The organism is Chryseobacterium kimseyorum (assembly GCF_025971945.1).
GTDB lineage: Bacteria > Bacteroidota > Bacteroidia > Flavobacteriales > Weeksellaceae > Chryseobacterium > Chryseobacterium kimseyorum.
Genome location: NZ_JAPDHW010000005.1, coordinates 301,389 through 326,548, shown reverse-complemented (window position 1 = coordinate 326,548; position 25,160 = coordinate 301,389). Strand labels below are relative to the sequence as shown.

The following is a 25,160-nucleotide window of genomic DNA, read 5'->3' as shown; positions in this document are numbered from 1 at the left end:
TCCTATTAAATTCAAATTGAGAGCTTATGTAAATTATGCAGACGGACAATATCCTGAAGCAAAACAAAATATGGATACTTTCGTTTCTCAAGCTGAGAAATCAAGAGTACAGCCTGCGGATCAAGGTTTACAAGGTCTTATTGCAGCTGGTTTAGCTAAAACTGAAACAGATGCTGCTAAGAAAACTGCTTTGACTACTGAGGCTCAGCAAAAAATTGCGATTGCTAAGGCTGCCAAAGATGAAACAATGAAATGGGATATGGAATTGGCAAAGATCAGTGGAGGAGGAGCTTCTCAGTCTTCTGTTGATGCAGGACCGACCAATCCTCAAATCGAAGCTCTGAAAAAACAGGTAGCAGCAAATGCTCAGGATTCTGATGCTTTGTACAAATTGGCTACAGCTTACCAGGATGTTAAAAACTGGAACGGGGCAATCTTAACGTGGCAGAAAATGAGTGCAATTTTACCAGATTGGGCTCCTGCTTACTATAGTTTAGGTTATGCTTATCAGCAGGCTACCAATAATGACGCTGCAAAGATTGCTTACGAGAAGTATATCGCTACTGTAAAACCTGCAGAAGTGGAAGCAAACAAGCAGACTTTAGCATATGCATACTTTGCTGTAGCATACTTATCTAAAGATTCTGATGCTGCAAAGGCAAAAGATTATGTTGCTAAATCTCTACAGTTAGATCCTACTTACCAGGATGCTGTAAAACTAAACACAGAAATCAATAAGTAATTTAATTTTTAAATTAAACATATTAAAACTTCCCAATCATAACGTTTGGGGAGTTTTTATTTTAAGCCTTATATTTGAAAACATAAAAACGCCAAGTTTTAAATTTGACAATATAAAACTGGTCAGCGTTTTCGTGACAGATAAAAATTAATTATAAAAATGAAAACAGATATACTTGCATTTGGTGCACATCCGGACGACGTAGAATTGGGTTGTGGCGGAACCATTGCAAAATTAGTTTCAGAAGGAAAAACCTGTGCTATTATTGATCTTACCAAAGGTGAGCTTGGGACGCGCGGAACTGATGAAATCAGACTTGAAGAAGCTGCACAATCTGCAAAGATCTTAGGAGTTGCTGCCAGAGAGAATTTAGCAATGAAAGATGGATTCCTCGTTAATTCCGAAGAGTACCAGTTAAGGATTGTAAAAATGATCCGTAAATACCGTCCAGAAATCGTTTTAGCGAATGCCATCGATGACAGACATCCGGATCATGCGAAAGCTGCTAAATTGGTGTCGGATGCATGCTTTTTAGCAGGTTTAAGAAAGATCCAAACTTCGCTTGATGGAGAGTTTCAGGAAGTATGGAGACCAAAGCAAATTTTTCACTACATTCAGTGGAAAGATATAAAGCCGGAATTTGTAATCGATATATCTGAACATCTAGATAAGAAGTTGGAAGCCTGCATGGCTTTTAAAACACAGTTTTACGATCCAAAGTCTACAGAACCTGAAACTCCGATTACTTCAAAGGACTTTTATGAAAGCCTGACTTATCGAGCACAGGATCTCGGAAGGTTATCGGGAGTTACTTATGCTGAGGGATTTACGACTGAGAAGCTGATTGCCATGAAAAATTTTGATGGAATTGTTTTGTAATTAAAAAATATATCCTATATTTGCACCACCAAAAACGGTGATTGTAGCTCAGTTGGTTAGAGCGCCGGATTGTGGTTCCGGAGGTCGGGGGTTCGAGACCCCTCATTCACCCCACATCAAACACATTTTCTTTAGAAAGTGTGTTTTTTTTATGCCCAAAAAAAGCATCTGAAAAGATGCTTGTGCTTTTATATACTTGGTTTGGGTATTGTATTTTAAACTTCGTCGTCAGAATCGATCGTGTAAGTTCTGCTTTTGAAATCTTTATCATGCTTTTCAGATATTACATCTTCACCTTTTTCATTAATGATGAAATCTGTTGATTCATTGAACATTTCCTGGAAGCTTTTAAAATCTTCCTTGTAAAGGTAAATTTTATGCTTTTCGAATGTTGCCTCTCCATTCTCCCCGAAATTCTTTTTGCTTTCGGTAATTGTAAGATAATAATCTCCTGCTTTCGTCTCGCGCACATCAAAGAAATACGTTCTTCTTCCTGCTTTTAACACCTTCGTGAAAATTTCATTCTCATGGCGTTCCTTGTATTCACTCATTATTAGATATTTTTTAATCTTGTTAAGAACAAATATAAAATATTTCTTTTAATCACAAAATTTTTTTTATGATTTATTTAACATTTGTGAACAAATAGGCTATGCGGTTACAGAATTGGTAATTTCAGTAAGATTAATAATTTTATCTGCACGCTGAGCGCTAGACTCTCTGTGAGTGATAATTATGGAAGTGGCGTTCTGAATTTTAGTATCTATATTTTCCAGGATATTCTGCTCGGTTTCTGTATCCAGAGCAGAGAGCGAATCGTCGAAAATGATGATGTTCGGATCCTTGATTAGCGCCCTTGCGATGCAGATTCTCTGCTTCTGACCTCCCGAAAGCATCACTCCGCGCTCTCCGACCATCGTTTTGTAACCTTCTTTGAAATCAATAATGTTCTTGTGAACGTCTGCAATTTTAGAATATTCCACCACTTTTTCTTGTGAAGGATGGTCGATTGAGAAACCGATATTATGCTCTATGGAATCTGAAAAAAGATAACTTTCCTGAGGAATATATCCTATGAAATCTCTGTAATTATCAAGATTATGATCCTTAAGATTTTTTCCATCAATCAGAATTTCACCTTCGGTAGGATCAATTAATCTGCAAAGGAGCAGCGCAACCGTTGATTTTCCGCTTCCGGTTTTGCCCATAATCGCTAGCGACTGACCTGCATTGATCTTAAAACTTAAATTATCTAATGCTTTAATGCCTGTATTCGGATAAACATACGATACATTTCTGAATTCAATATTACCTTTAATTGGGTATTTTTCAAAGTTTTTATTAACGACTTCTGATTTTTTATCTAAAAACTCATTGATTCGCTGCATAGACGCTTCAGCTCTCTGGTTGACTGAAGTTACCCATCCCACCATTGAGAAAGGCCAGATTAATATATTGATGTACATAAAGAAATCTGCAATCTTACCTACGCTCAATTCACCTGCAATATATTTTTGTCCGCCGATAAGAATGATCGCAACGTTTAATAATCCAATTACAAAAAGAATAATGGTAAAGAAATATGCTTCCGTTTTCGCTAAATCTAAAGCTTTGTCTTGGTAATCGGTAACCTTCGAGCTGTAATTCTTTTTAATATAATTTTCTTTAGCGAAAAATTTAACAACACGAATACCTGAAAAGCTGTCCTGAACAAATGTTGAAATTGCAGACTGGCTTTTCTGCATAATCTTCGATTTTTTATTGATAATCGAGCTTACTTTAAAAATAATATATGAAAGAATAGGGAGTGGGAATAATGTCCACACCGTCATCGAAACATCAGTTTTCAACATGTAGATACATGTTATGGTAAGAAGTATCAACAAATTTACCACGTACATGACACCTGGGCCCAGATACATTCTAACTGCAACCACGTCTTCGCTCAAACGGTTCATTAAATCACCGGTCGTCGTTGTTTTATAGTCTGTCAGCGAAAGGTCCTGATAATGTCTGTAGATTTTATTTTTCAGTTCGTACTCGATTCGTCTGGATGCTACAATGATCGTCTGTCTCATCATAAAGGTGAAAAATCCGGTCAGAAGGGAGCAGCCGACAATAATAGCTACGTAGATAAGAACTTGCTTATTGAAACCAAGACTGCCGTTTTTGGTGAGTTCGTCTACAGACTTTCCTACAAACTGTACTTTATATATGTTGAAAAAATTGCTGGCAATGATGAAGAGTAACCCCCAAAACAATAATATTTTGTGCTTCCAAAAGTAAGGGTTCAGAGTTTTTAAAGCTTTCATAAACTTTTGCAAATTTACAAAAATAGAGTCAGACTACGAATTTGATAAATTTTAAATTTTGTATCTTTGCACCCATAAAAAGCTCTTTGAATGTTAGGAAGAAGACAAATCCGTGAAAAAGTAGTAGAAAGTGTGTACTCTTACTACCAAAATCCAGTTAAATTTGATGTTTTAGAGAAAAACATGTTCTATGGAATAGAGAAAATCTATAATCTCTATATTCTTGAAATCAACTTTTTGGTATCGCTGAAAAATTTAGCCGAAAACCAAATGGAAATTGGTAAGAATAAGTATATTAAAACTGATTCTGAGATTAACCCAAACCAGAAATTTATTAATAATCAAGTATTAATCAAATTAGAAGAAAACCCTGAAAGACTTTTCTTTTCCGGACAGCACGCAGATCTGAAATGGGATTTGCATGATGATTTTTTGGTAAGAACATTTCAAAGAATGACCTCTGGAAAGCGTTACCAGGATTTCATGAAGGAAGACGGTTATTCTTTTGACGATGATCAGAAATTTATAGGTAAATTATTCCTGAGATATGTTGCCGAAAATGAGGATTTTCATGATTATGTAGGTGACAGAGAGTTAACATGGACAGATGATATTCACATTGCAAATTCAATGGTTCAGAAGACTATCGGTTTTATCAAAGAAAATGAAGACAGCAGAACTCTCATCAAAATGATTAAAGATGAAGAAGATAAAAGTTTCGCCGGTAAATTGTTGAGAGATACTCTGAATAACTGGGAAGCCAATGAGAAAAAACTGTCTGAAAGATTGGAAAACTGGGATTTGGAAAGAGTTGCGTTGATGGATAAAGTTATCCTGACAACGGCTATTGCTGAACTGGATAATTTCCCCCTAACACCTTCACGAGTTATTATCAATGAATATATTGAGATCGCAAAAGTTTTTGCAACCGACCGTTCTAATATATTCATCAATGGAATTTTAGATAAATATTGTAAAGATTTAAACAGAATATAAATATAATAAAAATGAAAAAGTCGTTATCAATTATCGCTTTGTCTATTATAGGCTTTGGTTTGGTTTCTTGTAAAAAAGAAGAAAACAAAGAACTTCAAAATTCAGAAACTATTGCTCCGGATTCTTTGAGTACAGCTGCTCCTGCTGATTCTTTATCTGCTGTGACGCCTGCACCTGCAACAGGAGAAACTGTTGCGCCTGCTGCATCAAATCAGCCTTTAACAACAGTAGCACTATCAGAAAGTAATTTCGATTTTGGAAATATTAAAAAAGGTGATAAAGTAAATCACATCTACGAAATAACAAATACAGGAACCAGTCCATTAGTTATTTCTGAAGTAAAGCCTGGATGTGGATGTACTGCTCCTGAATTTACAAAAGAGCCAATTTTGCCGGGTAAAAAAGGAAAAATCACTCTAAGCTTTGACTCTTCGAGCTTTGACGGTGCTGTTCAGAAATTTGCAGATGTATATGCAAACGTAGAAAAAGCTCCGATCAAATTAACGTTCAATGCGAACATTCAACCTTAATTAAACAACTATGTTAACAATATTTTTACAGGCAGCACCTGCAGGAGGATCTTCTCCAATGATGCTCATCATGATGGGGGTGATGTTTGTTGGGTTTTATTTCCTGATGATCAGACCTCAGATGAAAAAACAGAAACAGGAGAAAAAATTCCAGGAAGAACTGAAAGTAGGAAGCAGAGTAGTGCTTACTTCCGGTCTTCACGGGAGAATTGCTCAGATTCACGATGACGGAGTTGTTATTGAAACCCTTTCAGGTAAACTGAAGTTTGAAAAAGCTGCCATCTCAAGAGAATTTACAGCAGCAAGGTTCGGAGATAAAGCTACAGCAACAGCTGACAAAAAAGAAGTTATCGAAACTGAAAAGAAGTAATTTTCAGTTTTACAATAATGATAAAACGGGTGGGTAAATTTTTATCCAGCCGTTTTTTTGTGGATTTAAGTAAGGGCAAAGTGGTCATCTGGCAAGAATCCTGATTCCGAAGGCAAAAAGATGCCCTCCCGAAGGCTTCGGAATGACGCGCCAATGCTTCGGAATGCGGATTTAATGCTTCGGAACGCAGCACCAATGCTTCGGAATTCAGCTTTTAAGCTTTGTACAGCGAAAATGGGTTTTTCGGAAGATTTCCTATCAGTTTCTAATTGAGTATTGATGGTTTTTAGATATTTTAACCGTTTTAAATAACTTGAGTTTCATTAAAAATGTTAATGCAAATCAGAGAATCGAAGAATCATTTTATGAAGTCGTCCTTGAAATTTGTGTTTAATGCAGATAGCGATTTGTAAAACGATATTTTAAAAAATATCTTTGCCTCATGAATCAAAAAACAGCCAAAAACGTTCTTATTCTCGGTGCCAATTCCGATGTGGCAAAGCAGTGTATTTTGCAATATGTTGAAAAAGGTTTTGCAATCATTGCTGCGTCTAGAAGTACAGATTCTCTGAAAGATTTTGTTGCCGACAATAATTTGTCAGATAAAGTTTCGGTTTTATATTTTGACGCAGCGGATTTTGATTCCCATCAAAAATTTTATGATGAACTTTTGGTCAAACCTCATATGGTCGTTTACGCCGCAGGATTTTTGGTAGAAAACGTTGATGCTTTAAAAGACTTTAAAGGAACTCAGCAAATGATGCAGGTCAATTACATGGGCGGTGTTTCGATTTTAAATATTGTGGCGATGGATTTGTCTAATAAAAATTTAGAAAGAATCATTGGGCTGTCTTCACTTTCGGGTGTTTGTGGAAGGAAGAGTAATTTTGTTTACGGAAGTACAAAAGCTGCGTTTACAACCTATCTTGCAGGTTTAAGACAGGAATTGGCTCAACGAAATATTACAGTGAACGTTTTGGTTAGCGGATACATCAATACAAAGATCAACGCGGGTTTGGAGCTCAATAAAAATCTTCTGATGGAACCGGATTATGTGGCAAGACATATCGTTGATGCCGGAAATTCCTTCACCATCGTTCCTAATTTTAAGTGGAAAATGATTTATATTATTTTAAAAATGTTGCCGGAAGGTTTGGTGGCAAAGTTACCTTAAGATTTTTACTTTTGAATATTTTTGAAGCATTTTATAAATTGTTTCAAACTCATTATCATGCACTTCGCTTTTATTAATGATGAAGTGTAGATTAGATATAGGATTTATTAATAAATAATTATCGTGCAATAAAAATGATGTTTTTTCCCAAATTGAACTAATTTTATTGAATGGATTTTTGAATTCAATCTCCTTATTGCTTAATCGTATAGAAGATGATTCGTCGCTATTTTTGTATTCACTAATGATTTGGTCTACTTCTATTTTAAACTTCTTTTTTGAGACAAAATATTGGTTGATCAAAATAAAGCAATAGCCACAAAGGAAAATTCCGGTATATTTTATGATGTAATACAGTAAATTAGTGTCAAAATTTTCGATGGGATAAAAACCAAGAAATAAAAATACTGAAGTTAAGATCATGATTTTTGACCATACCCTGAAAGCTTTTTTCCAGACATATTTAAAATAAAAATTTTGATTATCTCTTTCAATGCTTTCATTAAATTTGAGATTTATTATAATATCTTCGGTCATGGTTACCATTTTTGATCATCAAAAATATACAATTACACAGCATTCTGCAACAATTCCAGCACCTTCATCATATCAATTCCCTTCCCCAATACAGGCTTAAATAAATCTCCTTTTGCCTTAATTCTTTCCAAAGCATTTTCAATGTTGAAATCCGTTGGTTTCAAACCTTTTTTCAGTTCATCCCACTCAACCGGCATTGAAACGGCTGCGCCTTCTTTCGGTCTTAGGCTGTAGACGCTGGCTAGAGTTTGTCCCTGTCTGTTTTGAAGGTAGTCCAGGTAGATTTTTTTATCATCTCTCTTTTGCAGGCTGCGTTCCAGCGTTGTGATTTTCGGAAGCTTTTCGTGGACTTGCTGCATCAGGATTAACGCAAAATCCTTCACCTGATCGTAATCGTAACTGTCGCCCATCGGAATGTAGATGTGAATTCCTGTACTTCCGGAAGTTTTGCAGTAGCCTTTTATCTTAATTAAATCTAAAACTTCTTTCACCTGCTGCGCCGTTTCAATCACATGATCAAAAGTATTTTTCTTTGACGGATCAAGATCCAAAACCAAATAATCAGGATGATCCAGATCAGGGAGGGAAGAATTCCAAGGATTGAAATCGATACAACCCAAATTGTTAAGATAAGCTAAAGTTGCTTTGTCGTTGCAGATGGCGTAATCAATGTATTTATCGGTAGATTCGGAATGTACTTTGGTCGTTTTAATCCAGTCCGGAAAAGAATCACCTGCATCTTTCTGGTAAAATCCTGAGTGATCAATTCCACTTGGAAAACGGTTGAGGGAAAGCGGTCGGTTTTTCAGATGTGGTAAAATGTAATCTGCTACTGACTGATAATAATCCACCACATCACCTTTGCTGATTTTGTCTTTTGGAAAATAGATTTTATCCTGATTGGTCAGTTTTATTTTGTGACGGTTCAGCGTAATTTCACTGTCTTTTTCGCTGGCATCTTCTGTGTTTTCGGTAGATTTTTTAGTCGTCATAGTTTTGGATTTTGAAGTTTTCTGAACGGGTTTCTTAACTGAACTGCTGATTTCTTTTGCCTCTTTATCTTCACGGATCGCCACAAATACAGGATGTCTGAACATTCCGTCTTTGGTGATTTCTGAGAATTTAATTTCACAGACCAATTCAGGTTTCGTCCATGTCACAGGCATATTGGTTTTGGGAACGGTTTCAAAGGGTGACGATTTTACCACCAGTTTTTTCAGCCGCTCATGAATTTGGTTCAGTAATTCATTATTAAAACCTGTCCCTGTATGTCCTGAATAGGTCAGTTTACCGTCGATGTACTTTCCTAAAATCAAAGCGCCAAAACCCTGTCGGGAGCCTTTTGGTTCTGTGAAACCGCAGATAATTGCCTCTTCGGTATTGGAGAATTTTATTTTGAGCCAGTCGGTGCTTCGGGAACTTTCAGAGTAAATACTGTCGGCTTTCTTGGCAATCATGCCTTCCAGCTGCATTTTTTTCATCTGATTAAAAAACTCGATTCCTTTTTCAGGAACGTGGTCGCAGAATTTGATCAGATCAGTTTCAGTTAAAGCATCTTTTAAAAGCTCTTTTCGCTGAAGTAAGGGAAGTTCTTCGGTAGAATGACCATTCAGCCACAAGAGGTCAAAAACCTGATACGTCAAAGCCAAATCGGGATTGTCGCCAATCTGCTGCAATAGCTGAAAGCTTGGTTTTCCGTTTTCGTCGTAAGCAACAATTTCACCATCCAAAATCATGTGGTGTTTCTGCTGACTAAAATCTTCGGTAATGGAATTGAATTTAGATAAAAATGAAATTCCGTTTCTGGAATAAAATAACGGCTGTTTTTTGCTGAGATCTGCAACAGCACGGAAACCGTCCCATTTAATCTCAAAAATCCAGTCTTCGTCATCGAACGCATCTTCAGAAGATTTTGCGAGCATTGGTTTGATGAATTTTTCTAATTTCTTCTCATCCACCAAAGAATTGAAACGTTGAAATTTAGGTTTGGTCTTTGAAGTTATGACTTCTTTTTGCTGCTTTTTAGGCTTTTTTTTTCCTCGATAAATTTTGAAACTAATGATTTCGGCGAAACATTTTCCTCAGCATCATATTCATCTTCTGCAAATTTATCTTTATGTTTAATTAGAAGCCATGAATTGTTTTCGGCATTTTTCATTTTGACCAAAGCAAATTCTCCTTTCAGTTTTTTGCCATGTAAAATGAATTTTAGCGAACCGCTTTTCAGCTCTTTTAAAAGTTCTTTTTCATCAGAAAGTTTGCTGGTATCATCCAGAGGTTCGTATGTCCCGCTGTCCCAGATTTCCACCTGTCCGGCGCCATAATTTCCTTCGGGAATGTTACCCTCAAAATCTTTATAATCGTACGGGTGATCTTCCACCATCATCGCCAGACGTTTGTCTTCGGGATTTAATGAAGGCCCTTTCGGAACGGCCCAGCTTTTCAGAACACCTTCCATTTCCAGACGGAAGTCGTAATGCAATCGTGAAGCTGCATGTCTCTGAATTACAAAAACGAGTTTGTCATCACTTTTTTTTGTTTTTCCTTTGGGTTCGGTAGTTTTATCGAACTTTCGTTTATCGTTGTAATCTTTAAGAGCCATGATCAGGAAGCGTTTTTAGATTTTGGAGTTTGTAAACTGGCTTTCAGTTGTGCCATTAAATCAATTACTTTACCCTGTTTTGCGGGTTCAGATTTTTTCACTTTTACAGATTTACCTTTGGCTTTTTTCTTAATGATTTTAAGTAACGATTCGGAATAGGTATTTTTATAAAAAGTAGGATCAAAAGGTTCGGAGAGTTGCTCTATCAGATTTTTTGCCATCTTCAGCTCTGCAGGTTTCGGTGCTTTTTTAGCAGGAATTTTCAACTGTTTATAATCACGGATTTCCTGATCAAATCTCAATCGATTTAAAACCAAAACGTCATCATTATAAGGACGGATCATCCCAATCGCCTCAGTATCACGCAAAACAAAAGTTCCGATACCTACCATTTTAGTCTGCTGCAAGGCTTTGATTAAAAGTCTGTATGCATTTTCACCATTCTTCTGAGGTTCCAGAAAATAGGGAGTTTCAAAATAAACAGAATCAACTTCCGCTTCTTTCACAAAGTGTTCGATGCCCAGAATTTTTGTCTTTTCGGGACTTGCAGCTTCGTAATCTTCATCTTCCAGAACAACATATTTATCGTCGATCAGAAAACCTTTTACAATGTTTGCCCATTTGACTTCCTTGCCCGTTTTTTCGTTTACTCTCTTAAATTTAATATTAGAAAAATCAGATTTATCCAGCATATCGAGATCCAGTTTACTGGTTTCTGTCGCAGAATAAATCTTCACAGGGATATTGACTAAGCCAAAACCAATGGCACCGTTCCAAATTGCTTTCATTGTCTTTATTTTTCTGTAAAACTTACAATGATTGTGCCGTGAGATTTAGTGTGTTTTAAAGAGGAAGTTTATCAAATTTCTTTAAATTGAGCTTTCTCTTCCAGATACTGAATGGTTTTATTTAGGTTTTCTTCGTCTACGTTGGCTTTGTCTAAAATGAAATTGAGTCGTGAAAGATGCTGTAATGTAGAGAAATTGATCATCTACAACACAATAGGTGATTTCACTCCAGATACATTTATACTCAGATTTATAGTTTTTAAATTTAAAATGATCAGGAGTAAATTCCCAAATTACATCGTTAGAATTTAATTTCAGATCCGAAATGTCCTTCTCAATTATCTCCTTTAATTTTTTTTTGGATGTTCTGTATGAAAGATAGCGGGAAAAATAGGTTGAAAATGCGATCAGTCCCATTCCTGCAAAAAAGCCTGTAAATAAATCCGGTTCAAATATAAGAGTAAGTACTACGATTAACAGGCAGAAAATTCCAAAAAATAGATTTGCAATATTTCCATCCAGATTTTTTTTCCAAAGCCTTTTAAATTCATACTCATAAATCGTTTTCGTAATTTCCCCGGAAGTTGGTGTATTGTATGTTAGAATTGCGGGATTCATATTTTTATGTTCTAATTTGGTTATTTTGAAAGTAGGATGTACTCCGCTTCATCAAGTTTTTAAGTTATATTTGAAATGATCTGATTCATCAGAAAATTATGTTACTTTTCTGCAGCCATTTATGATATGCAATCGCAACATGAATTTCAAAGTAAGAAAAATCATCGCCTAATTGTTCTTTAATGACTTTCAGAGATTGAATGGTCTGGCTTTTTGCGATTTCAATAATCGGTGCAATTTTGTCAATGTTCATTAAAGTACTGGCTTCGATTTCTCCGGATTCAACGAATCTTGATAGGTGATTTTGAATTGTAGTTGTCGAAAGACTTCTTAACCTGGCAATCTCCTCAACGCTGTGATTTTGTTTGTACAGTTCAAAAGTGGTGGCGAAAGTTCCTGATGTACTTTTAGCTGCTTTCTTTGGTTCCCTTACTTTTTTAGGTTTTTTTCCGGAAATTTTACTTTTTACACTATTCTTCCTGCAAAATTCGAGGATTGCCGGAAGAAATATTTCTCCGTACTTCTCTATTTTAAAAGCTCCGAAACCACTTATCTGACTCAATTCCTCTTTTGAATTGGGAAGATAAGCTGATAATTCCATTAAGGTTGCATCGGAAAAAATGACGTAAGGCGGAACATTTTCACGCTCGGCAATTTCCCTTCTTAAAGTTTTCAGTTCTGCAAAAAGTTCTTCATTTGCATCGATATCGGGAGAGGAATAGTCAGTTTCTATTTCTGCAACGGTCACAGCTTTTGCTCTTTCTTTTACTTTCTCGAAGATTACTTTTTTATCTTTAAATGCAACTGATTTGCTTTCGTCATTCAGTTTTAAAACAGAAAATTCCTCATTCGATTCAGCTAAAATACCTTTGATGAGCAACTGAGTTATTAAGTTTTGCCAGTAATTTTTATCCTGATTATTTCCAACGCCGTAGGTCGGTAAACTGCGCATGTAATCTGTGATTTTCACACTTTGGGAACCCTGCAGAAAGTCAATAATCAGTGTTTTTCCGTAACGTTCTTTCAATCTGTAAACAGCACTCAATAATTTCTGAGCATCAACCGTTGCATCAAAGGTTTCAAAATCACTGAGGCAATAATCGCAGGAGTTGCAGTTGCCTTCGTGCTTTTCGCCGAAATATTCCATTAAATACTGTCGTCTGCATTTTTGCATTTCGGCAAAATCGGACATCTGTTTCAGTTTTCGAAGCATCAGTTCGGATTGCTCCTCATTGCCTTCTATCATTGCAAACCGTTTCAGTTTGATCACATCCGCATTCGAATAAAACAAGATCGCTTCACTCGGCAAACCATCCCGTCCGGCTCTTCCCGTTTCCTGATAATAGCTTTCGATATTTTTAGGCAAATCTGCGTGCATCACAAAACGGACATTGCTCTTGTCGATTCCCATTCCAAAGGCAATCGTCGCAACCATTACACGAGTTTTATCCTTTAAAAAATCTTCCTGAACTTTTGCCCTTTCCGCAGAAGAAATTCCTGCATGATAAAAAGCCGAGTTGATACCGTTTTCTCTCAGATTATTCGACATTTCTTCAGTTCCTTTCCTCGATAAGCAGTAGATAATTCCCGAATCGTCAGGATGTTCATTGAGGTACTGAATGATATTTTGGAGCACAGATTTTTTCGGCTGAACAAAATATTTGATGTTGGCTCTGTTGAACGAAGAAACTAAAACCAAAGGATTCTGAAGATTCAGTTGTTTGATGATGTCTTTCCTCGTAATCTCGTCTGCGCTTGCCGTCAAAGCGATGATTGGAATGTCTGGGAATTGATTTTTTAAACCATTTAAATACAAATAATCCGGACGGAAATCGTGACCCCAATGCGAAACACAATGCGCTTCATCTACCGCAAACAGGGAAATGTTGACGTCGTTCAACAATTTTAAAAATGCTCCATTATCTGCACTTAATTTTTCTGGCGCAACATATAAAAGTTTGAGCTGACCGTTTTTTAATTGGGTTAAAGTTTCATTTTGCTCAAAAGAACTCATCGAAGAATTGATGTACGAAGCAGAAATTCCGTTTACGCGCAACGCATCAACCTGGTCTTTCATCAATGCAATCAAGGGAGAAATCACGATAGCAGTGCCTTCCAAGACTAACGCCGGAACCTGATAACAAAGCGATTTTCCACCGCCGGTCGGCATTAAAACAAAGGTGTCTTTTTTAGAAATTACATTTTCAACTGCGTTCGCCTGCTCGAGGCGGAAATTGTCGTAGCCGAAATATTGCTGTAAGATTTGCAGGTGAGAGTTCATGGTTTTGGATTTGTGTTTGAGTAAAAATAAGGAATTTTGATTGGCTTTTAATCGTATTGGGAAATTTTTCAACTTGAAGAAAAAGGAAGACGTATTTGTCTCTCTTAGATTTTATATTTGCAATTATGAACGATTTGAAAAAGTAAATATTGAGGATATAGAATGATTATAATCCAACTCGTTTCAGAAAATTTAGAAGTAATAATTTAAAAAAAAATCAAAAAATTGCAAAGCTTTGGAAAGTAACCGCAAAAAAAGACAGTGGAAAAGTAGTAAAAGGAATGAGTGTCGAAATCACAATTTCGGATAGAAGCGGAGAACCCAGACCAAAAGAAATCATTAGTGCATTTCACACTAAATACAATATTGAAGTAAGCGAAACCAGATGCAATAATTCTCATTTCATAATCGAAAAAATGTAATTAATAATGAAAAGAAATTTACTTTTAAGAGCAATTACTTCATTAGTACTTTTGTCTTGTGGAGAAGATCGTAATGAAGATAACACTCAACAAAATACCATCAGTCAAAAAATTATAGGAACTCGGATTATTGTAAAAAAAGAAAGCAATGGGATAAGTGTTCCTGTTTTGGCACCTTGGGAAAATCTTGGTAGTTTTGTTTTTAGTTCCGACCAGAAATTATATGAAAATTATAGCGCTGTTATAAATAATAATTGCATCGTAGATACCAATAGTTACTCTTATTCTATCGATGAAAATGGCAAGAAAATCACAACGAAAAACCAGCAAAATGATGTTTTGATTTATCTTATATTGAACGTATCGGATATTGAGTTGGTTTTAGTTAATACAGAGGGTAGTGATACAACGAAAATATACTTAGAGTAAATAATTTAAAAAATAAAATAGAATGAATGATTTTGAATTAAAAAAAGATAAATGGTTAGAAGAAGTTGCAAATGAATGTCACAAGTTTGCGTTAAAGACGGACCTCGATTTTTACGCTTTACAAACTCCAATAGTACTAAATCCTGAAATACTGATAATCGGTATCAATCCTGGGAATTCTGGAAAATATAGTAACTATCTTATAGAAAATAATATAGATAGGAGAAAGCCCGATAGTTTGTATTATTCTCAAAATTTGTTAGTTGAAGAAGCGAATGGATGGACTGATGGGATGACGCAAGTAAGACGTAAATTTAGAGAGATATTTTTTACAGATTTACTTTTCTCTAAGTTACAAAATTCGGTTATGACAAATATGATATACTTTAACACTCAATCATCAGAAGATTTAAAAAATCTAAATATTGAAATTGAGGAATACTGCATCGGAAAAACATTAGAATTAATTGAAATTTTACAACCTAAAAACATTCTTATATTTTCTTCAAACACCACTTTATTGAAGAAAATTGGAATAGATAATATTCAACAGATAGGAGATTACACCAAAATAGGTTTATTAAATAAGAGAAATGTTTGTGCAATACCACATTTTTCTGCACGAGGATACAATACTGAAAAAATTAGAAATAAAGTAGGAGAAGAAATTATAAAATACTTAAAATGAAAAACCATCAACCCAAAGATGTAGAAGAATATTTCACTTTTTACAGAGAAGAAAACAACGGAAAAGAACCCACAGAATGGGAGCAAGTTACCTTTTTTAATGAATTAGGTTTTGGAATTATCAGAATTGATGGTTATTGTGGTGCAATAGATAGAAACGGAGAAATTATTATTCCCTTAAAATATTCCAATCTGACTGATTTTGATGATGAACTAATTTTAGCATGTAATAATGATAATTTTTGGGGATTTATCAATTGGAAAAATGAAATTATAATTCCGTTTGAATATTCTTATGCTTCCATATTTTTAGAAAAATATAATCTTTCACAGGTTTGCAAAAATGAAAAATACGGATATATTAACAGAAAAAATCAAGACGTAATTTCTTTGGATTATGATTCTGTAACAATTATTAATTATCAACAATTCGGAGCGAAGAAAAATGGAAAATGGGGAATTCTCAATTTAAATAATGAAATAGTTATAGACTTTAAATACGATTTTGCAATTTGTATTGCCGAAAATATTTATTATGTCGGTAAAGAAGTTGATGAGGAAATTGAAAATTACGATTTAGATAGAGATTTGCTGACTTTCAATAACGGTAATTTGATTAAGTTCGGTTTGATTGATGACAATGAAAATCTTTTAATGGATTATGAAAGTTTTATAACAACAGGATTTTTTGGTAACAATAAAGTTCTTGCTTTCGATTATCATAGAAATGAAAATTATTTATTTGATATTATGTCAAAAGAAAAAAATTATGCGCCAACAGAAGTTGATGATGATCAAAAAACTAATTATCTGAAGAATATTTTACTAACGAAATAACCACTATCAAAAACAAAAATGGCAAAACTCAAACAAATTCAACGTTTATTGTATATCGCAGAATTATTGACAAGCAAACCCAAGGGAATTACCTACGCAGAAACCAAAGGTTTTCTTGAAACAAAGTTCGAAGAAAAAGGATTTGAACTTAAATTCAGTGGAAAAAATTTTAAGCGAGACCGAAATCTGATTGCCGACATTTTGGGTATAGAAAGTAAATACAAAAAAAACTTTAGGCACTTTTGCTTTTAATAATGAAGAACCGAACCTAGAACCAACAGTTAATTTGTTGAATATCAATTTTGAATAAAAAAAGCGAGAAAAAAAATCCAGTTTCTAATTTATTCATCTAAATCGATTTATCATCATTATTCCATTCTTTGGGTTTGGAAATTTCATAACCGAATTTATTGATGAGCTTTTCTTCTAATTGCGAATCTTTTAATGTTTTTCGACCCAAAACCATACTTCCTTTTGATTGGTTTTTCAAAGCAACGCTGTTTCTTTTGGGAGGAAATGCAATAAATACACGTTTATTTTTAAATTGAGAATTTATTATTTTTAAAGGAGGAACTAAATCGCTATCGCCAGAAATGAGTATTGCCATATCAAATCTATCGTTGAAGGCGTCATTGAATAATGAGGTTGCAATATTCACATCCGTCATTTTTTTTTAGGATTTGCCCAAACATTTCCGCATCTTTTGCATTCTTCTGTGTTAGAATTGTATTGTCCATAAACTATCTCAATTCCTTTAGTTTCTAATGCTTCAATGTAAGTTGATTGACGTTTTTGTTTATCTGGATTTCCATTTACACGGCTTGTGAAATATTTAACCTCAATTAATTCTTGGTTTGAATTGATGATAATTTTTGAAAGTAATTTTACGTCTAACCATCTTAAATAATCAAAGCCAGCTTCCATTAAACCGAAATATAAATTGAAGCCATCAATGTAAACAACCACTCTTTCTTTTTTCGTCTTAATTGTTTGTGTATTTGCAAGTGTAAGAATTTATTCCTTATTTTGCAATAAGAACATCACGAGAGATAGCATCTCTTGTCCGACGCTTTCCTTTTTGGAGAGCGTTTCTTTTTTGTTTAAATTCTTTGTTTAAAAAAAAAGCGAGAAAAAAAATTCTCGCTTCTAATTTATAAATTTATTAAAAAAAATCCTTCAAGGTTTTCAAAACCTTGAAGGATTAAAAATAGTTATAAATTTATTTTCAATGCCAACTCATCCAACTGCTCATCAGCAATTTTTGCCGGCGCATCAATCATCACATCACGCCCAGAATTATTTTTCGGGAAAGCAATGTAATCTCTAATCACTTCATTTCCGTCAAGAATTGCAACCAAACGGTCAAATCCGAACGCCAAGCCACCGTGAGGTGGAGCACCATATTTAAAGGCGTTCATCAGGAATCCGAACTGCGCGTCTGCTTCTTCTTTTGAGAATCCTAAAAGGTCAAACATTCTTGATTGTAAATCTTTATCAAAGATTCTGATAGAACCGCCACCAATCTCATTTCCGTTCAAAACCAAATCATAAGCGTTGGCTCTCGCTTTTCCTGGGTCGGTTTCCAAAAGGTGGAAATCTTCGGTTTTCGGAGACGTGAAAGGGTGGTGCATTGCGTGGTAACGTCCACTTTCTTCATCAAATTCCAACAATGGGAAATCTACAACCCAAAGTGGTGCAAATTCGTTTCCTTTTCTCAAGCCAAGACGGTTTCCGAGTTCCATTCTCAGAGCAGAAAGTTGCGTTCTCACTTTATCTGCATTTCCGGACATTACGAAAATTAAATCTCCAGCTTTTGCTCCGAATTCTTCTGTGATTTTTTTCAAATCTTCTTCTGAATAGAATTTGTTTACAGACGAAGTTACAACGCCATCTTTTTGGAATTTAATCCAAACCAATCCTGTTGCGCCGATTTGAGGGCGTTTTACCCAATCTACCAATTCGTCAATTTGTTTTCTGGTGTAATCTGCAATGCCTTCAACATTGATTCCGACCACCAGTTCTGCCTCGTCGAATATTTTGAAATCTTTTCCTTTTGTTAGGTCATTCAGTTCGTGAAATTCCATTCCGAAACGGATGTCCGGTTTGTCGTTTCCGTATTTTTGCATCGCATCGGCGAAGGTCATTCTTGGGAAATCTCCGAATTCGTTTCCGGTGATGTCTTTCAAAAGAACTTTCGTCATTCCTTCAAAAACATTCATAATATCTTCCTGCTCTACAAATGCCATTTCACAATCGATTTGGGTGAATTCCGGCTGTCTGTCGGCTCTTAAATCTTCATCACGGAAACATTTCACAATCTGGAAGTATCTGTCCATTCCGCCAACCATCAACAATTGCTTGAAAGTTTGTGGCGATTGTGGCAATGCGTAAAACTGTCCCGGATTCATTCTGCTTGGAACAACAAAATCTCTCGCGCCTTCTGGAGTAGATTTAATTAAAACAGGCGTTTCAACCTCGATAAATCCTTCGTCTGAAAGATAATTTCTCACTTTCTGCGCCATTTTATGACGGAAAATCAGTTTGTCTCTCACCGGAGCTCTTCTGATGTCGAGGTAACGGTATTTCATTCTCAATTCTTCACCACCATCCGTTTCATCTTCAATCGTGAAAGGTGGAAGCTGAGATTCATTAAGAACGGTTAGTTTTTCAACTAAAATTTCAATTTCTCCTGTTGGAATATTTGGGTTTTTGCTGACTCTTTCAATGACTTTTCCGCTCACCTGAATCACAAATTCACGGCCCAGCTTTTTTGCGTTTTCCATCAGTTCTGCTGAAGAACGGTCCTGGTCAAAAACCAACTGCGTAATTCCGTAACGATCCCGAAGATCTATCCAAATCATAAATCCTTTATCCCGAATGGTCTGTACCCATCCTGAAAGTGTAACTTCTTCATTAAGATTTTTCAGAGATAATTCTCCGTTTGTGTGCGATCGAAACATTATTGTTTAAAGTTTAAAGTTTATGGTTCAAGGATTTGAACTCAATTTTTTTCGTTTGCAAAGATAATATTTTTGAAGGGTTATATAAAAAAAACTTCTTCAGCGCCGAGCTAAAGAAGTTAATCATCTTATTTATGTCATTTATTTTTTAATAAACTTAGATTTTAATACTGATCCGTCATTGTTAACTGTTTGGAAGATATATACTCCTGACAATAGTTTTGAAATATCAACGAGATTATTTTCAACTTTACCAGCATTCACAAGGCTTCCTGTAGCACTGTAGATTTTTACTTCTTTCACATTAGATTTCCCAATAAAAATTAAATGGTGATCATCCGCTGTAAACTTCAGTTGGTTATTATCTTTACTATGATCAGTAACAGAAAGATTTCCTATACCGTAAGCAATATTGTCTAATCGGGTTGATGCGTGATTCACAAGGCCTACAAATTTAAAAGCAATATACTGCTTGGTGGAAGCTGGAACGTTATAGCTAATGGTGAGAGGTGTCGTGGTCTGTAAAGTAACCGCAGTTCCTAATGACGTAAACGATGCCATATCTGTCGGGCTGCTGACCAAACCTGCTTCAATAGTTCCTGTAAATGCTGACTGTGTGACTTTAGAGGCATCAAAGCTCAGTGTTTTTGTTCCGTTTGGTGCTACTATTTGTGGTGAGATTAAGTAGAATGCGGTATTTGCACTGAAGAAAGCATAACCCTGAACATATTTGTTGGCTCCGTCTTCGCTGATCGTCACCATGTAATCGGGATTTGAGGGAACCTGCATCGTCCATCCGTTTTGTGGAAAAGAAGGAGTGGATACAGTAAACGAATCAAAGTTTTCATTGATTGATGCGAGCTGCGCAGATGTCATTGATAATAAACTTACCAGTGAAACAAAAGATAGAATTTTTTTCATTTTAAATTATTTAGATTGTATTACAAATCTAAGTCTTTATTTTTAATTATTCTAAATAAATTGAGTTTATTCACTGATAGTTGTCAGGTTTGCAGTGGATTAAGTGATTGTTGAAACAAAAAAAACTTCCGAAAAGGAAGTTTTTTGATATATTAAAAAAGTATTAATTATAAAATCTGAGCCAATTCCGGATGATTGCTTTTCAGGGCAATCTCTTTAGCTGTATCGCCACTAGAGTTTTTTAAAGATTTGTCTGCACCTTTTTTTATCAATGTTTTTGCCATCTCCACTCTTCCGAATCGGGCAGCGGTCATCAAAGGTGTTTCGTAACCACAGGTTCTGTTGATGTCTGTTGTAGCATTAATTAAAGAAGCAAAATTGTTTTTTCTTTCGTGTCTAATACTGAGAGAAAGGAGATCATAAGAAGCTTCTTTAATGTTGAAACATTTATTGTAATCATTTTTATTGAATGCTTTTAACTGATCTGTCTGAAAGCTCCTAAGTTGACTTGCAGGCATTTCCTGTGCAAATAAACCGTTTGCGAGAAAAGAGATAGCAATAAAGAATGTAGCTGATATAATCTTTTTCATATTTAATTTTCTTATTAACATACAAATCTAAATATTTTTTTTGATATATTTGGCTTAGGATCAATCCTTTTCTGAATTAATAAATAGAACGGTAATTTTATTAGCAGACTTGAAAATCTGAAATCGTTCTTATTCTAAAAGCTTAATGATATCCGTTTTTTCATATTTTTTGGCATAATCTATTGCGCTGTAACCTCTGTCTGTCTTCGTTTCTTTTTTGGCTCCTTTCTCAAGCAGCTTTTTAGCAAAATCAAAGTTGCCATATTTTGCAGCAAACATCAGTGGTGTTTTGCCGTCACAGACTTTTTCCAGATCGGCTTTTTCTTCTGTGAGTTTTTGAAAAACTTTTTTACTGTTTAGTTTAATCGACAGTGCTAACAGTGAATAGGAAGTGTTTTCATTCTGAAAACATTGGTTAATATTTTCTTTGTTCACCAACGCTGAAAAATTTGAAATGTCATCGTATTTCAACATTTGTTTGTGTTCTGAAGTCAATTCCTGCGCTGAGAAAAAACTGAAGGCAAGAATTGAAGCTGTTAAAAATAATTTTTTCATTAATATTGATTTTATCTAAGGTTTAAATTCTAAAATGTCTCCAGGTTGACACTCAAGTGCCTTGCATATTGCTTCCAGAGTAGAAAGTTTCACAGCTTTTGCTTTTCCGGTTTTTAAAATGGAAAGATTCGCCTGCGTGATTCCTATTTTCTCTGCAAGTTCCTGAGACTGCATTTTTCTTTTCGCCAACATGACGTCTACGTTAATTATTATTGGCATAATTTATATTGTTAGGTCATTTTCAGACTGAAGATGAAGTCCTTTTTTGAAGAATACAGTAATGAAGTGTAAGATGATTCCCAAGAATAAGAATGTAAAAGATGTCATGAGCATACCTCCCTCAAGTGATGAGCGAAACACAAAATACCATATTAAAAAATAAAGAGGAGCATACAGTAAATTAATAATAGAAAAAGTTTTCAGATGCTTAATAATTTTCTTGGTGAACAATTGTGTTTCTGTTAAATCGTCAAAAGTTTTATACCCATAAAAGAAGAATAGGCTGAAAAAAATGCTTTGAAAGGTGTGAAAGATAAATGTATTTAATGTAAAAAATCCGGTCATCATCTGTTGTTCTGAAAAGGGATATTTAAATCTGAAAAAAAGATATTTTCCTTTTTCATATGATGCATAATCAATTTCATCATTTACATAAAAAGTTTCCGAAAAAAGATGATGTGAGGTTGTCCAGTTATAATATCCTATTCCAAACCCCAATAGCTGGTAAACAGAATGAAAAAGGAAAATAACAAATAATACCATGAATAGATAACTGATAACTGTGGATACTGATTTTTGCCCTAATAGTTTCATTTTTATATTTTTAAAATTTGTTTAATTAATTATATCGTTAAATCATTTTCTTCCTGAATTTTTTTTCCTTTTGCAAAGATTTCCTTCAGGAAAATAAAAATCAGTCCTGTGATGATGAAGATAAGTGGCGGTGTTAAATCAAATCTCTGCGAGGAGGTGAACAGATCGATGGCTAAATGGATGGTTCCAAAAGCAATAAGGCCGAAACCTAAAATTTTGAAATTCTTCACGGCGTTTTCAGTGAAAAAATTGTCTTTTGAAAGTTCATTTAAAATTTTGAAAACAATAATTAAAATAAAACTGAGAGAAGCTAAACCTAAAAACGCCAGAGAAATACCTTCTACAGAATTTTCCGTCGCCAGGACCATTTTCGTAAAGGGATAATGAAACTGTACAATTTCAGAATTAGTCTGTTGATTGTGGTTTTCAGTTTTCCAGTGATCAATAGACGTAAACTGATTGGTTGAATTGGTGAATGCGTAAACTGACATTAAGCCTAAAATCCAGATGGACATCAGCGTAAATCCGACGGCGTAGATACCGAAAGGATATTTCAGCCAATAAAGTAAAGAGTTTTTTCCTAAAAGTTTCATTATTTTAATATTTTATTATTGCAAATATATAATTAATTATTGTTTTACGATAAAAAATTATAAAAATTATTTTTTTTAGGATTGATTTTCTGAAATCGTATTTTTATCCCTCATTAATTAAGAATGAAAAAATATTTTAATTTTCTTAAAAAGGCATTCAGCGAAGAGGAGACTGATTATACTAAAATAAGTATAAGAAGCGCAGTGTTGCTGTTGGCGATTCCGATGATGTTGGAAATGGCAATGGAATCTGTTTTTGCTTTGGTTGATCTCTACTTTGTAGGTCATTTGAGAGAAAGCGGTTTCGCCATTCAGACTGTCGGCCTTACAGAATCTGTACTGACGATTATCTACTCAATTGCCATCGGAATGAGTATGGCGGCGACGGCGGTTGTAGCAAGAAGAATTGGTGAGAAAAATCCGGAACAGGCTTCCAGGAGTGCCGCACAGGTTATCTCTGTTTCCTTCGTCATCACTTTTGTGTTAAGCTTATTGGGAGTAATCTATGCAGAAGATATTTTAATTTTGATGGGTTCAAAACCTGATGCTGCCGCTTACGGAAAAGATTTTACGAGAATTATGATGGGAAGCAGTGTGATTATTATGTTGCTCTTCCTGATTAACGGAATCTTCAGAGGTGCAGGAAATGCCGCCATCGCCATGAAAAGTTTATGGATTGCCAATATTGCCAACATTATTCTCTGTCCAATTCTGATCCGAGGTCTTGGGCCGATTCCAGCTATGGGTTTAACCGGAGCTGCCATTGCAACCACCATCGGAAGAAGTACCGGAGTTCTTTATCAGCTGTACCATATCTTCATTGCTGATTCTTTGGTGAGAATAAAAATAACTTATTTTAAACCTGATCTGAAATTAATAACATCCATTGTAAAGATTGCCATGCCCGGTATATTTCAGTTCGTCATTGCATCATGCAGCTGGATTTTCCTTGCACAGCTGGTCGCAACAACGGGTGGTGAAGACGCTTCGGCAGGTTATCAGACTGCGCTTCGGTTAATGATGTTCTTTATGCTTCCTGCGTGGGGACTCAGTAATGCGGCCTCCACTTTAGTCGGGCAGAATATGGGTGCCGGTGAAATGTTGCGTGCTGAACAGTCGGTCATGAAAACTGTAAAGTATAATGTCATCTTTATGCTGACCGTTAGTCTCATATTTTTTCTCTTGGGAGATTTTCTTGTCAGTTTCTTTACTGAGCAGGCTGAGATAAAAGGTTTCGCTAAGAATGCTCTCCACATTATGAGTGTAGGATTTGTATTTTACGGAATTGGAATGGTTACCATCAATGCTTTCAACGGAGCTGGCGACACCTGGACACCAACGTGGCTTAATTTTTTCGGATTCTGGATGTTTCAAATTCCATTGGCATATGTACTTTCAAAGTATCTTGACATGGGACCGAAAGGTGTTTTCATTTCAATTCCGGCTGCAGAAACATTGATTACCATTGTAGCTTTTGTTTTATTTAAAAGAGGAAAATGGAAAAATGTGAAGGTGTAACTTATTTATTATAAAATATTTAACGCTGTAATCTTTTGACTTCTGAGTATTAATATTTAACTTCGTAGTCAATCAAAATTTATAGTTATGGGAAAAGGAGACAGAAAGTCGAGAAAAGGTAAAATCATTCTAGGAAGCCACGGAAAGAAAAGACCGAGAAAAGCTTCGAAACCTAATCCTGCTGAGAAAGCAAAAGACTAAAAAGAAAAATGACCAAAGATCAATCTTCGGTCATTTTTTTATATTTTAAAGAGAATTTACTTTCCAAAAAGTCCTCCAAGAAGATCTCCCAATCCGCCTTGCTGCTGCTTTTGCTGCTGACCTCCACCAAGTACGCTTCCTAAGATATCGTTCAGTGGATTACCTGAAGACTGAGACTGTCCGCCACCTAAAACACTTCCTAAAATGTCATTTAATGGACTGGATTGCTGCTGCTGAGCCTGATTCTGAGCGCCTCCTAAAATTCCTCCTAAAAGGTCACCAATTCCTCCTGCTCCAACATTATTCTGCTGTTTTTCTTTACCGATGTAGCCCATAATTACAGGAGCAAGCATCGCTAGAATAGGTCCGATTTTGTCAATTGAAATTCCTGTATTCTGAGACAGTTGGTTTTCTACGGTATTTTTTTGATTTCCGAAAACGTGAGATAAAATAGATCCACCTTCGTCCTGTCTGTTGTCAAGCTGTGACGTATCGTCTAAAATACTTCCGTCGTGGTCTTTATCTAAAGCATTGTTCAAAGCTTCTGCTTCCTTTGCGTCCTGAGATTTATTTCTCAGATAAGAAATTACCAGCGGTGTAGCCACTGCCAAAAGCGCTATAATCTGATTTTTGCTGATTCCGAATTTGTTTTCAGCCTGCTCGGCAACCTGATTTCCTGTGCTTCCTGTCAAAAGGTCGATTAAATTCATTTGTTTTTGTGTTTAAATTTTAAAATTGTTAGAATATCAAAGTTATTAAAATTCCCGAATTAAAAAATTTAAATTTTTAAATTTACGCTAGTTCC

Annotated in this window: 29 protein-coding genes, 1 tRNA gene and 1 pseudogene; 13 read left to right on the top strand and 18 right to left on the bottom strand. The window is 35.3% G+C overall.

Translation table 11 applies throughout. The features are described from left to right. The 3 genes and pseudogenes from OMO38_RS09550 to OMO38_RS09540 form a co-directional block, all read left to right on the top strand. Nucleotides 1-742: pseudogene (locus OMO38_RS09550) on the top strand (tetratricopeptide repeat protein); the annotation flags it as partial. Between the two features lie 159 nt (nucleotides 743-901). Further along, on the top strand, nucleotides 902-1,621 hold the full coding sequence (bshB1, locus tag OMO38_RS09545; RefSeq protein ID WP_264749949.1) for a bacillithiol biosynthesis deacetylase BshB1: 720 nt from the start codon (nucleotides 902-904) through the stop codon (nucleotides 1,619-1,621). 37 nt (nucleotides 1,622-1,658) lie between these two features. Next, nucleotides 1,659-1,735 (top strand) — tRNA-His (locus tag OMO38_RS09540). A 101-nt stretch (nucleotides 1,736-1,836) separates the two neighbouring features. Here OMO38_RS09540 and OMO38_RS09535 read toward each other — a convergent pair. Beyond that, nucleotides 1,837-2,172 carry a DUF3276 family protein gene (locus OMO38_RS09535; protein WP_029295477.1) on the bottom strand — a complete coding sequence of 112 codons (336 nt, stop codon included), beginning with the start codon at nucleotides 2,170-2,172 and terminating at the stop codon, nucleotides 1,837-1,839. Nucleotides 2,173-2,271: 99 nt separating this feature from the next. Beyond that, nucleotides 2,272-3,933, bottom strand: a complete 1,662-nt coding sequence (locus OMO38_RS09530) for an ABC transporter ATP-binding protein (RefSeq protein WP_264749948.1) — start codon at nucleotides 3,931-3,933, stop codon at nucleotides 2,272-2,274. A 90-nt stretch (nucleotides 3,934-4,023) separates the two neighbouring features. Between OMO38_RS09530 and nusB the strand changes: the two genes are divergently transcribed. The 4 genes from nusB to OMO38_RS09510 all read left to right on the top strand — a co-directional run bounded on the left by nusB (nucleotide 4,024) and on the right by OMO38_RS09510 (nucleotide 7,003). Next, nucleotides 4,024-4,929 carry a transcription antitermination factor NusB gene (nusB, locus tag OMO38_RS09525; protein ID WP_264749947.1) on the top strand — a complete coding sequence of 302 codons (906 nt, stop codon included), beginning with the start codon at nucleotides 4,024-4,026 and terminating at the stop codon, nucleotides 4,927-4,929. An 11-nt stretch (nucleotides 4,930-4,940) separates the two neighbouring features. Next, nucleotides 4,941-5,459, top strand: a complete 519-nt coding sequence (locus OMO38_RS09520; RefSeq protein WP_264749946.1) for a DUF1573 domain-containing protein — start codon at nucleotides 4,941-4,943, stop codon at nucleotides 5,457-5,459. A 10-nt stretch (nucleotides 5,460-5,469) separates the two neighbouring features. Beyond that, complete coding sequence (yajC, locus tag OMO38_RS09515) at nucleotides 5,470-5,829, top strand: preprotein translocase subunit YajC (RefSeq protein WP_264749945.1); 360 nt, start codon at nucleotides 5,470-5,472, stop codon at nucleotides 5,827-5,829. Between the two features lie 442 nt (nucleotides 5,830-6,271). After that, on the top strand, nucleotides 6,272-7,003 hold the full coding sequence (locus OMO38_RS09510; protein WP_264749944.1) for an SDR family NAD(P)-dependent oxidoreductase: 732 nt from the start codon (nucleotides 6,272-6,274) through the stop codon (nucleotides 7,001-7,003). Here the strand turns inward: OMO38_RS09510 and OMO38_RS09505 are convergent. The 6 genes from OMO38_RS09505 to recQ form a co-directional block, all read right to left on the bottom strand. Next, nucleotides 6,995-7,540: a hypothetical protein gene (locus OMO38_RS09505; RefSeq protein WP_264749943.1), complete on the bottom strand. Its 546-nt coding sequence runs from the start codon at nucleotides 7,538-7,540 to the stop codon at nucleotides 6,995-6,997. The genes OMO38_RS09510 and OMO38_RS09505 overlap by 9 nt on opposite strands. A 32-nt stretch (nucleotides 7,541-7,572) precedes the next feature. After that, nucleotides 7,573-9,498, bottom strand: coding sequence for a DNA ligase D (gene ligD, locus OMO38_RS09500; RefSeq protein ID WP_264749942.1), 1,926 nt, complete (start codon nucleotides 9,496-9,498; stop codon nucleotides 7,573-7,575). Between the two features lie 41 nt (nucleotides 9,499-9,539). Beyond that, the gene (locus OMO38_RS09495) at nucleotides 9,540-10,142 is read right to left on the bottom strand and encodes a DNA polymerase ligase N-terminal domain-containing protein (RefSeq protein WP_264749941.1); all 603 of its coding nucleotides are present in this window, start codon (nucleotides 10,140-10,142) and stop codon (nucleotides 9,540-9,542) included. Nucleotides 10,143-10,144: 2 nt separating this feature from the next. Further along, nucleotides 10,145-10,930, bottom strand: a complete 786-nt coding sequence (ku, locus tag OMO38_RS09490) for a non-homologous end joining protein Ku (protein WP_264749940.1) — start codon at nucleotides 10,928-10,930, stop codon at nucleotides 10,145-10,147. A 117-nt stretch (nucleotides 10,931-11,047) separates the two neighbouring features. Next, nucleotides 11,048-11,548 (bottom strand): hypothetical protein, encoded by a 501-nt coding sequence (locus OMO38_RS09485; RefSeq protein ID WP_264749939.1) that lies wholly within the window; start codon nucleotides 11,546-11,548, stop codon nucleotides 11,048-11,050. An 88-nt stretch (nucleotides 11,549-11,636) separates the two neighbouring features. Then, a complete protein-coding gene (gene recQ, locus OMO38_RS09480; protein ID WP_264749938.1) occupies nucleotides 11,637-13,829 on the bottom strand; it encodes a DNA helicase RecQ in 2,193 nt (730 codons plus the stop codon). 428 nt (nucleotides 13,830-14,257) lie between these two features. Here recQ and OMO38_RS09475 point away from each other — a divergent pair, with 428 nt between their 5' ends. From OMO38_RS09475 to OMO38_RS09460, 4 genes are read left to right on the top strand one after another with little or no spacing between them, the layout of a single operon-like run. Next, a complete protein-coding gene (locus OMO38_RS09475; RefSeq protein WP_264749937.1) occupies nucleotides 14,258-14,680 on the top strand; it encodes a hypothetical protein in 423 nt (140 codons plus the stop codon). A 22-nt stretch (nucleotides 14,681-14,702) separates the two neighbouring features. Continuing rightward, on the top strand, nucleotides 14,703-15,368 hold the full coding sequence (locus tag OMO38_RS09470; protein WP_264749936.1) for a hypothetical protein: 666 nt from the start codon (nucleotides 14,703-14,705) through the stop codon (nucleotides 15,366-15,368). Next, nucleotides 15,365-16,204 (top strand): WG repeat-containing protein, encoded by an 840-nt coding sequence (locus OMO38_RS09465; RefSeq protein ID WP_264749935.1) that lies wholly within the window; start codon nucleotides 15,365-15,367, stop codon nucleotides 16,202-16,204. The genes OMO38_RS09470 and OMO38_RS09465 overlap by 4 nt, the downstream gene beginning before the upstream one ends. Nucleotides 16,205-16,222: 18 nt before the next feature. Further along, nucleotides 16,223-16,456, top strand: a complete 234-nt coding sequence (locus OMO38_RS09460) for a hypothetical protein (RefSeq protein ID WP_264749934.1) — start codon at nucleotides 16,223-16,225, stop codon at nucleotides 16,454-16,456. 97 nt (nucleotides 16,457-16,553) lie between these two features. On the opposite strand, the gene OMO38_RS09455 is transcribed toward OMO38_RS09460, so the two are convergent. From OMO38_RS09455 to OMO38_RS09420, 9 genes are all read right to left on the bottom strand, one after another. Continuing rightward, complete coding sequence (locus tag OMO38_RS09455) at nucleotides 16,554-16,862, bottom strand: NYN domain-containing protein (RefSeq protein ID WP_264749933.1); 309 nt, start codon at nucleotides 16,860-16,862, stop codon at nucleotides 16,554-16,556. A 5-nt stretch (nucleotides 16,863-16,867) separates the two neighbouring features. Beyond that, nucleotides 16,868-17,128, bottom strand: a complete 261-nt coding sequence (locus OMO38_RS09450; protein WP_264749932.1) for a PIN domain-containing protein — start codon at nucleotides 17,126-17,128, stop codon at nucleotides 16,868-16,870. Between the two features lie 287 nt (nucleotides 17,129-17,415). Next, nucleotides 17,416-19,164: an aspartate--tRNA ligase gene (gene aspS, locus OMO38_RS09445; RefSeq protein WP_264749931.1), complete on the bottom strand. Its 1,749-nt coding sequence runs from the start codon at nucleotides 19,162-19,164 to the stop codon at nucleotides 17,416-17,418. 141 nt (nucleotides 19,165-19,305) lie between these two features. Then, complete coding sequence (locus tag OMO38_RS09440) at nucleotides 19,306-20,085, bottom strand: T9SS type A sorting domain-containing protein (protein WP_264749930.1); 780 nt, start codon at nucleotides 20,083-20,085, stop codon at nucleotides 19,306-19,308. A 167-nt stretch (nucleotides 20,086-20,252) separates the two neighbouring features. Then, the gene (locus OMO38_RS09435) at nucleotides 20,253-20,675 is read right to left on the bottom strand and encodes an ankyrin repeat domain-containing protein (RefSeq protein ID WP_264749929.1); all 423 of its coding nucleotides are present in this window, start codon (nucleotides 20,673-20,675) and stop codon (nucleotides 20,253-20,255) included. 129 nt (nucleotides 20,676-20,804) lie between these two features. Continuing rightward, nucleotides 20,805-21,230 carry an ankyrin repeat domain-containing protein gene (locus OMO38_RS09430; RefSeq protein ID WP_264749928.1) on the bottom strand — a complete coding sequence of 142 codons (426 nt, stop codon included), beginning with the start codon at nucleotides 21,228-21,230 and terminating at the stop codon, nucleotides 20,805-20,807. A 15-nt stretch (nucleotides 21,231-21,245) separates the two neighbouring features. Beyond that, nucleotides 21,246-21,449, bottom strand: coding sequence for a helix-turn-helix domain-containing protein (locus OMO38_RS09425; protein ID WP_264749927.1), 204 nt, complete (start codon nucleotides 21,447-21,449; stop codon nucleotides 21,246-21,248). 3 nt (nucleotides 21,450-21,452) lie between these two features. Continuing rightward, nucleotides 21,453-21,794 (bottom strand): DUF2975 domain-containing protein, encoded by a 342-nt coding sequence (locus OMO38_RS20315; protein WP_406567307.1) that lies wholly within the window; start codon nucleotides 21,792-21,794, stop codon nucleotides 21,453-21,455. Nucleotides 21,795-22,072: 278 nt separating this feature from the next. Continuing rightward, a complete protein-coding gene (locus OMO38_RS09420) occupies nucleotides 22,073-22,636 on the bottom strand; it encodes a DUF2975 domain-containing protein (RefSeq protein ID WP_264749926.1) in 564 nt (187 codons plus the stop codon). A 123-nt stretch (nucleotides 22,637-22,759) separates the two neighbouring features. On the opposite strand from OMO38_RS09420, the gene OMO38_RS09415 reads away from it, so the two are divergent. Both OMO38_RS09415 and OMO38_RS09410 read left to right on the top strand, forming a co-directional pair. Beyond that, the gene (locus OMO38_RS09415; RefSeq protein WP_264749925.1) at nucleotides 22,760-24,154 is read left to right on the top strand and encodes an MATE family efflux transporter; all 1,395 of its coding nucleotides are present in this window, start codon (nucleotides 22,760-22,762) and stop codon (nucleotides 24,152-24,154) included. A gap of 87 nt (nucleotides 24,155-24,241) precedes the next feature. After that, nucleotides 24,242-24,355, top strand: a complete 114-nt coding sequence (locus OMO38_RS09410) for a 30S ribosomal protein THX (RefSeq protein WP_264749924.1) — start codon at nucleotides 24,242-24,244, stop codon at nucleotides 24,353-24,355. Nucleotides 24,356-24,411: 56 nt separating this feature from the next. On the opposite strand, the gene OMO38_RS09405 is transcribed toward OMO38_RS09410, so the two are convergent. Further along, nucleotides 24,412-25,065: a DUF937 domain-containing protein gene (locus OMO38_RS09405; RefSeq protein ID WP_264749923.1), complete on the bottom strand. Its 654-nt coding sequence runs from the start codon at nucleotides 25,063-25,065 to the stop codon at nucleotides 24,412-24,414. Nucleotides 25,066-25,160 lie beyond the last annotated feature (95 nt).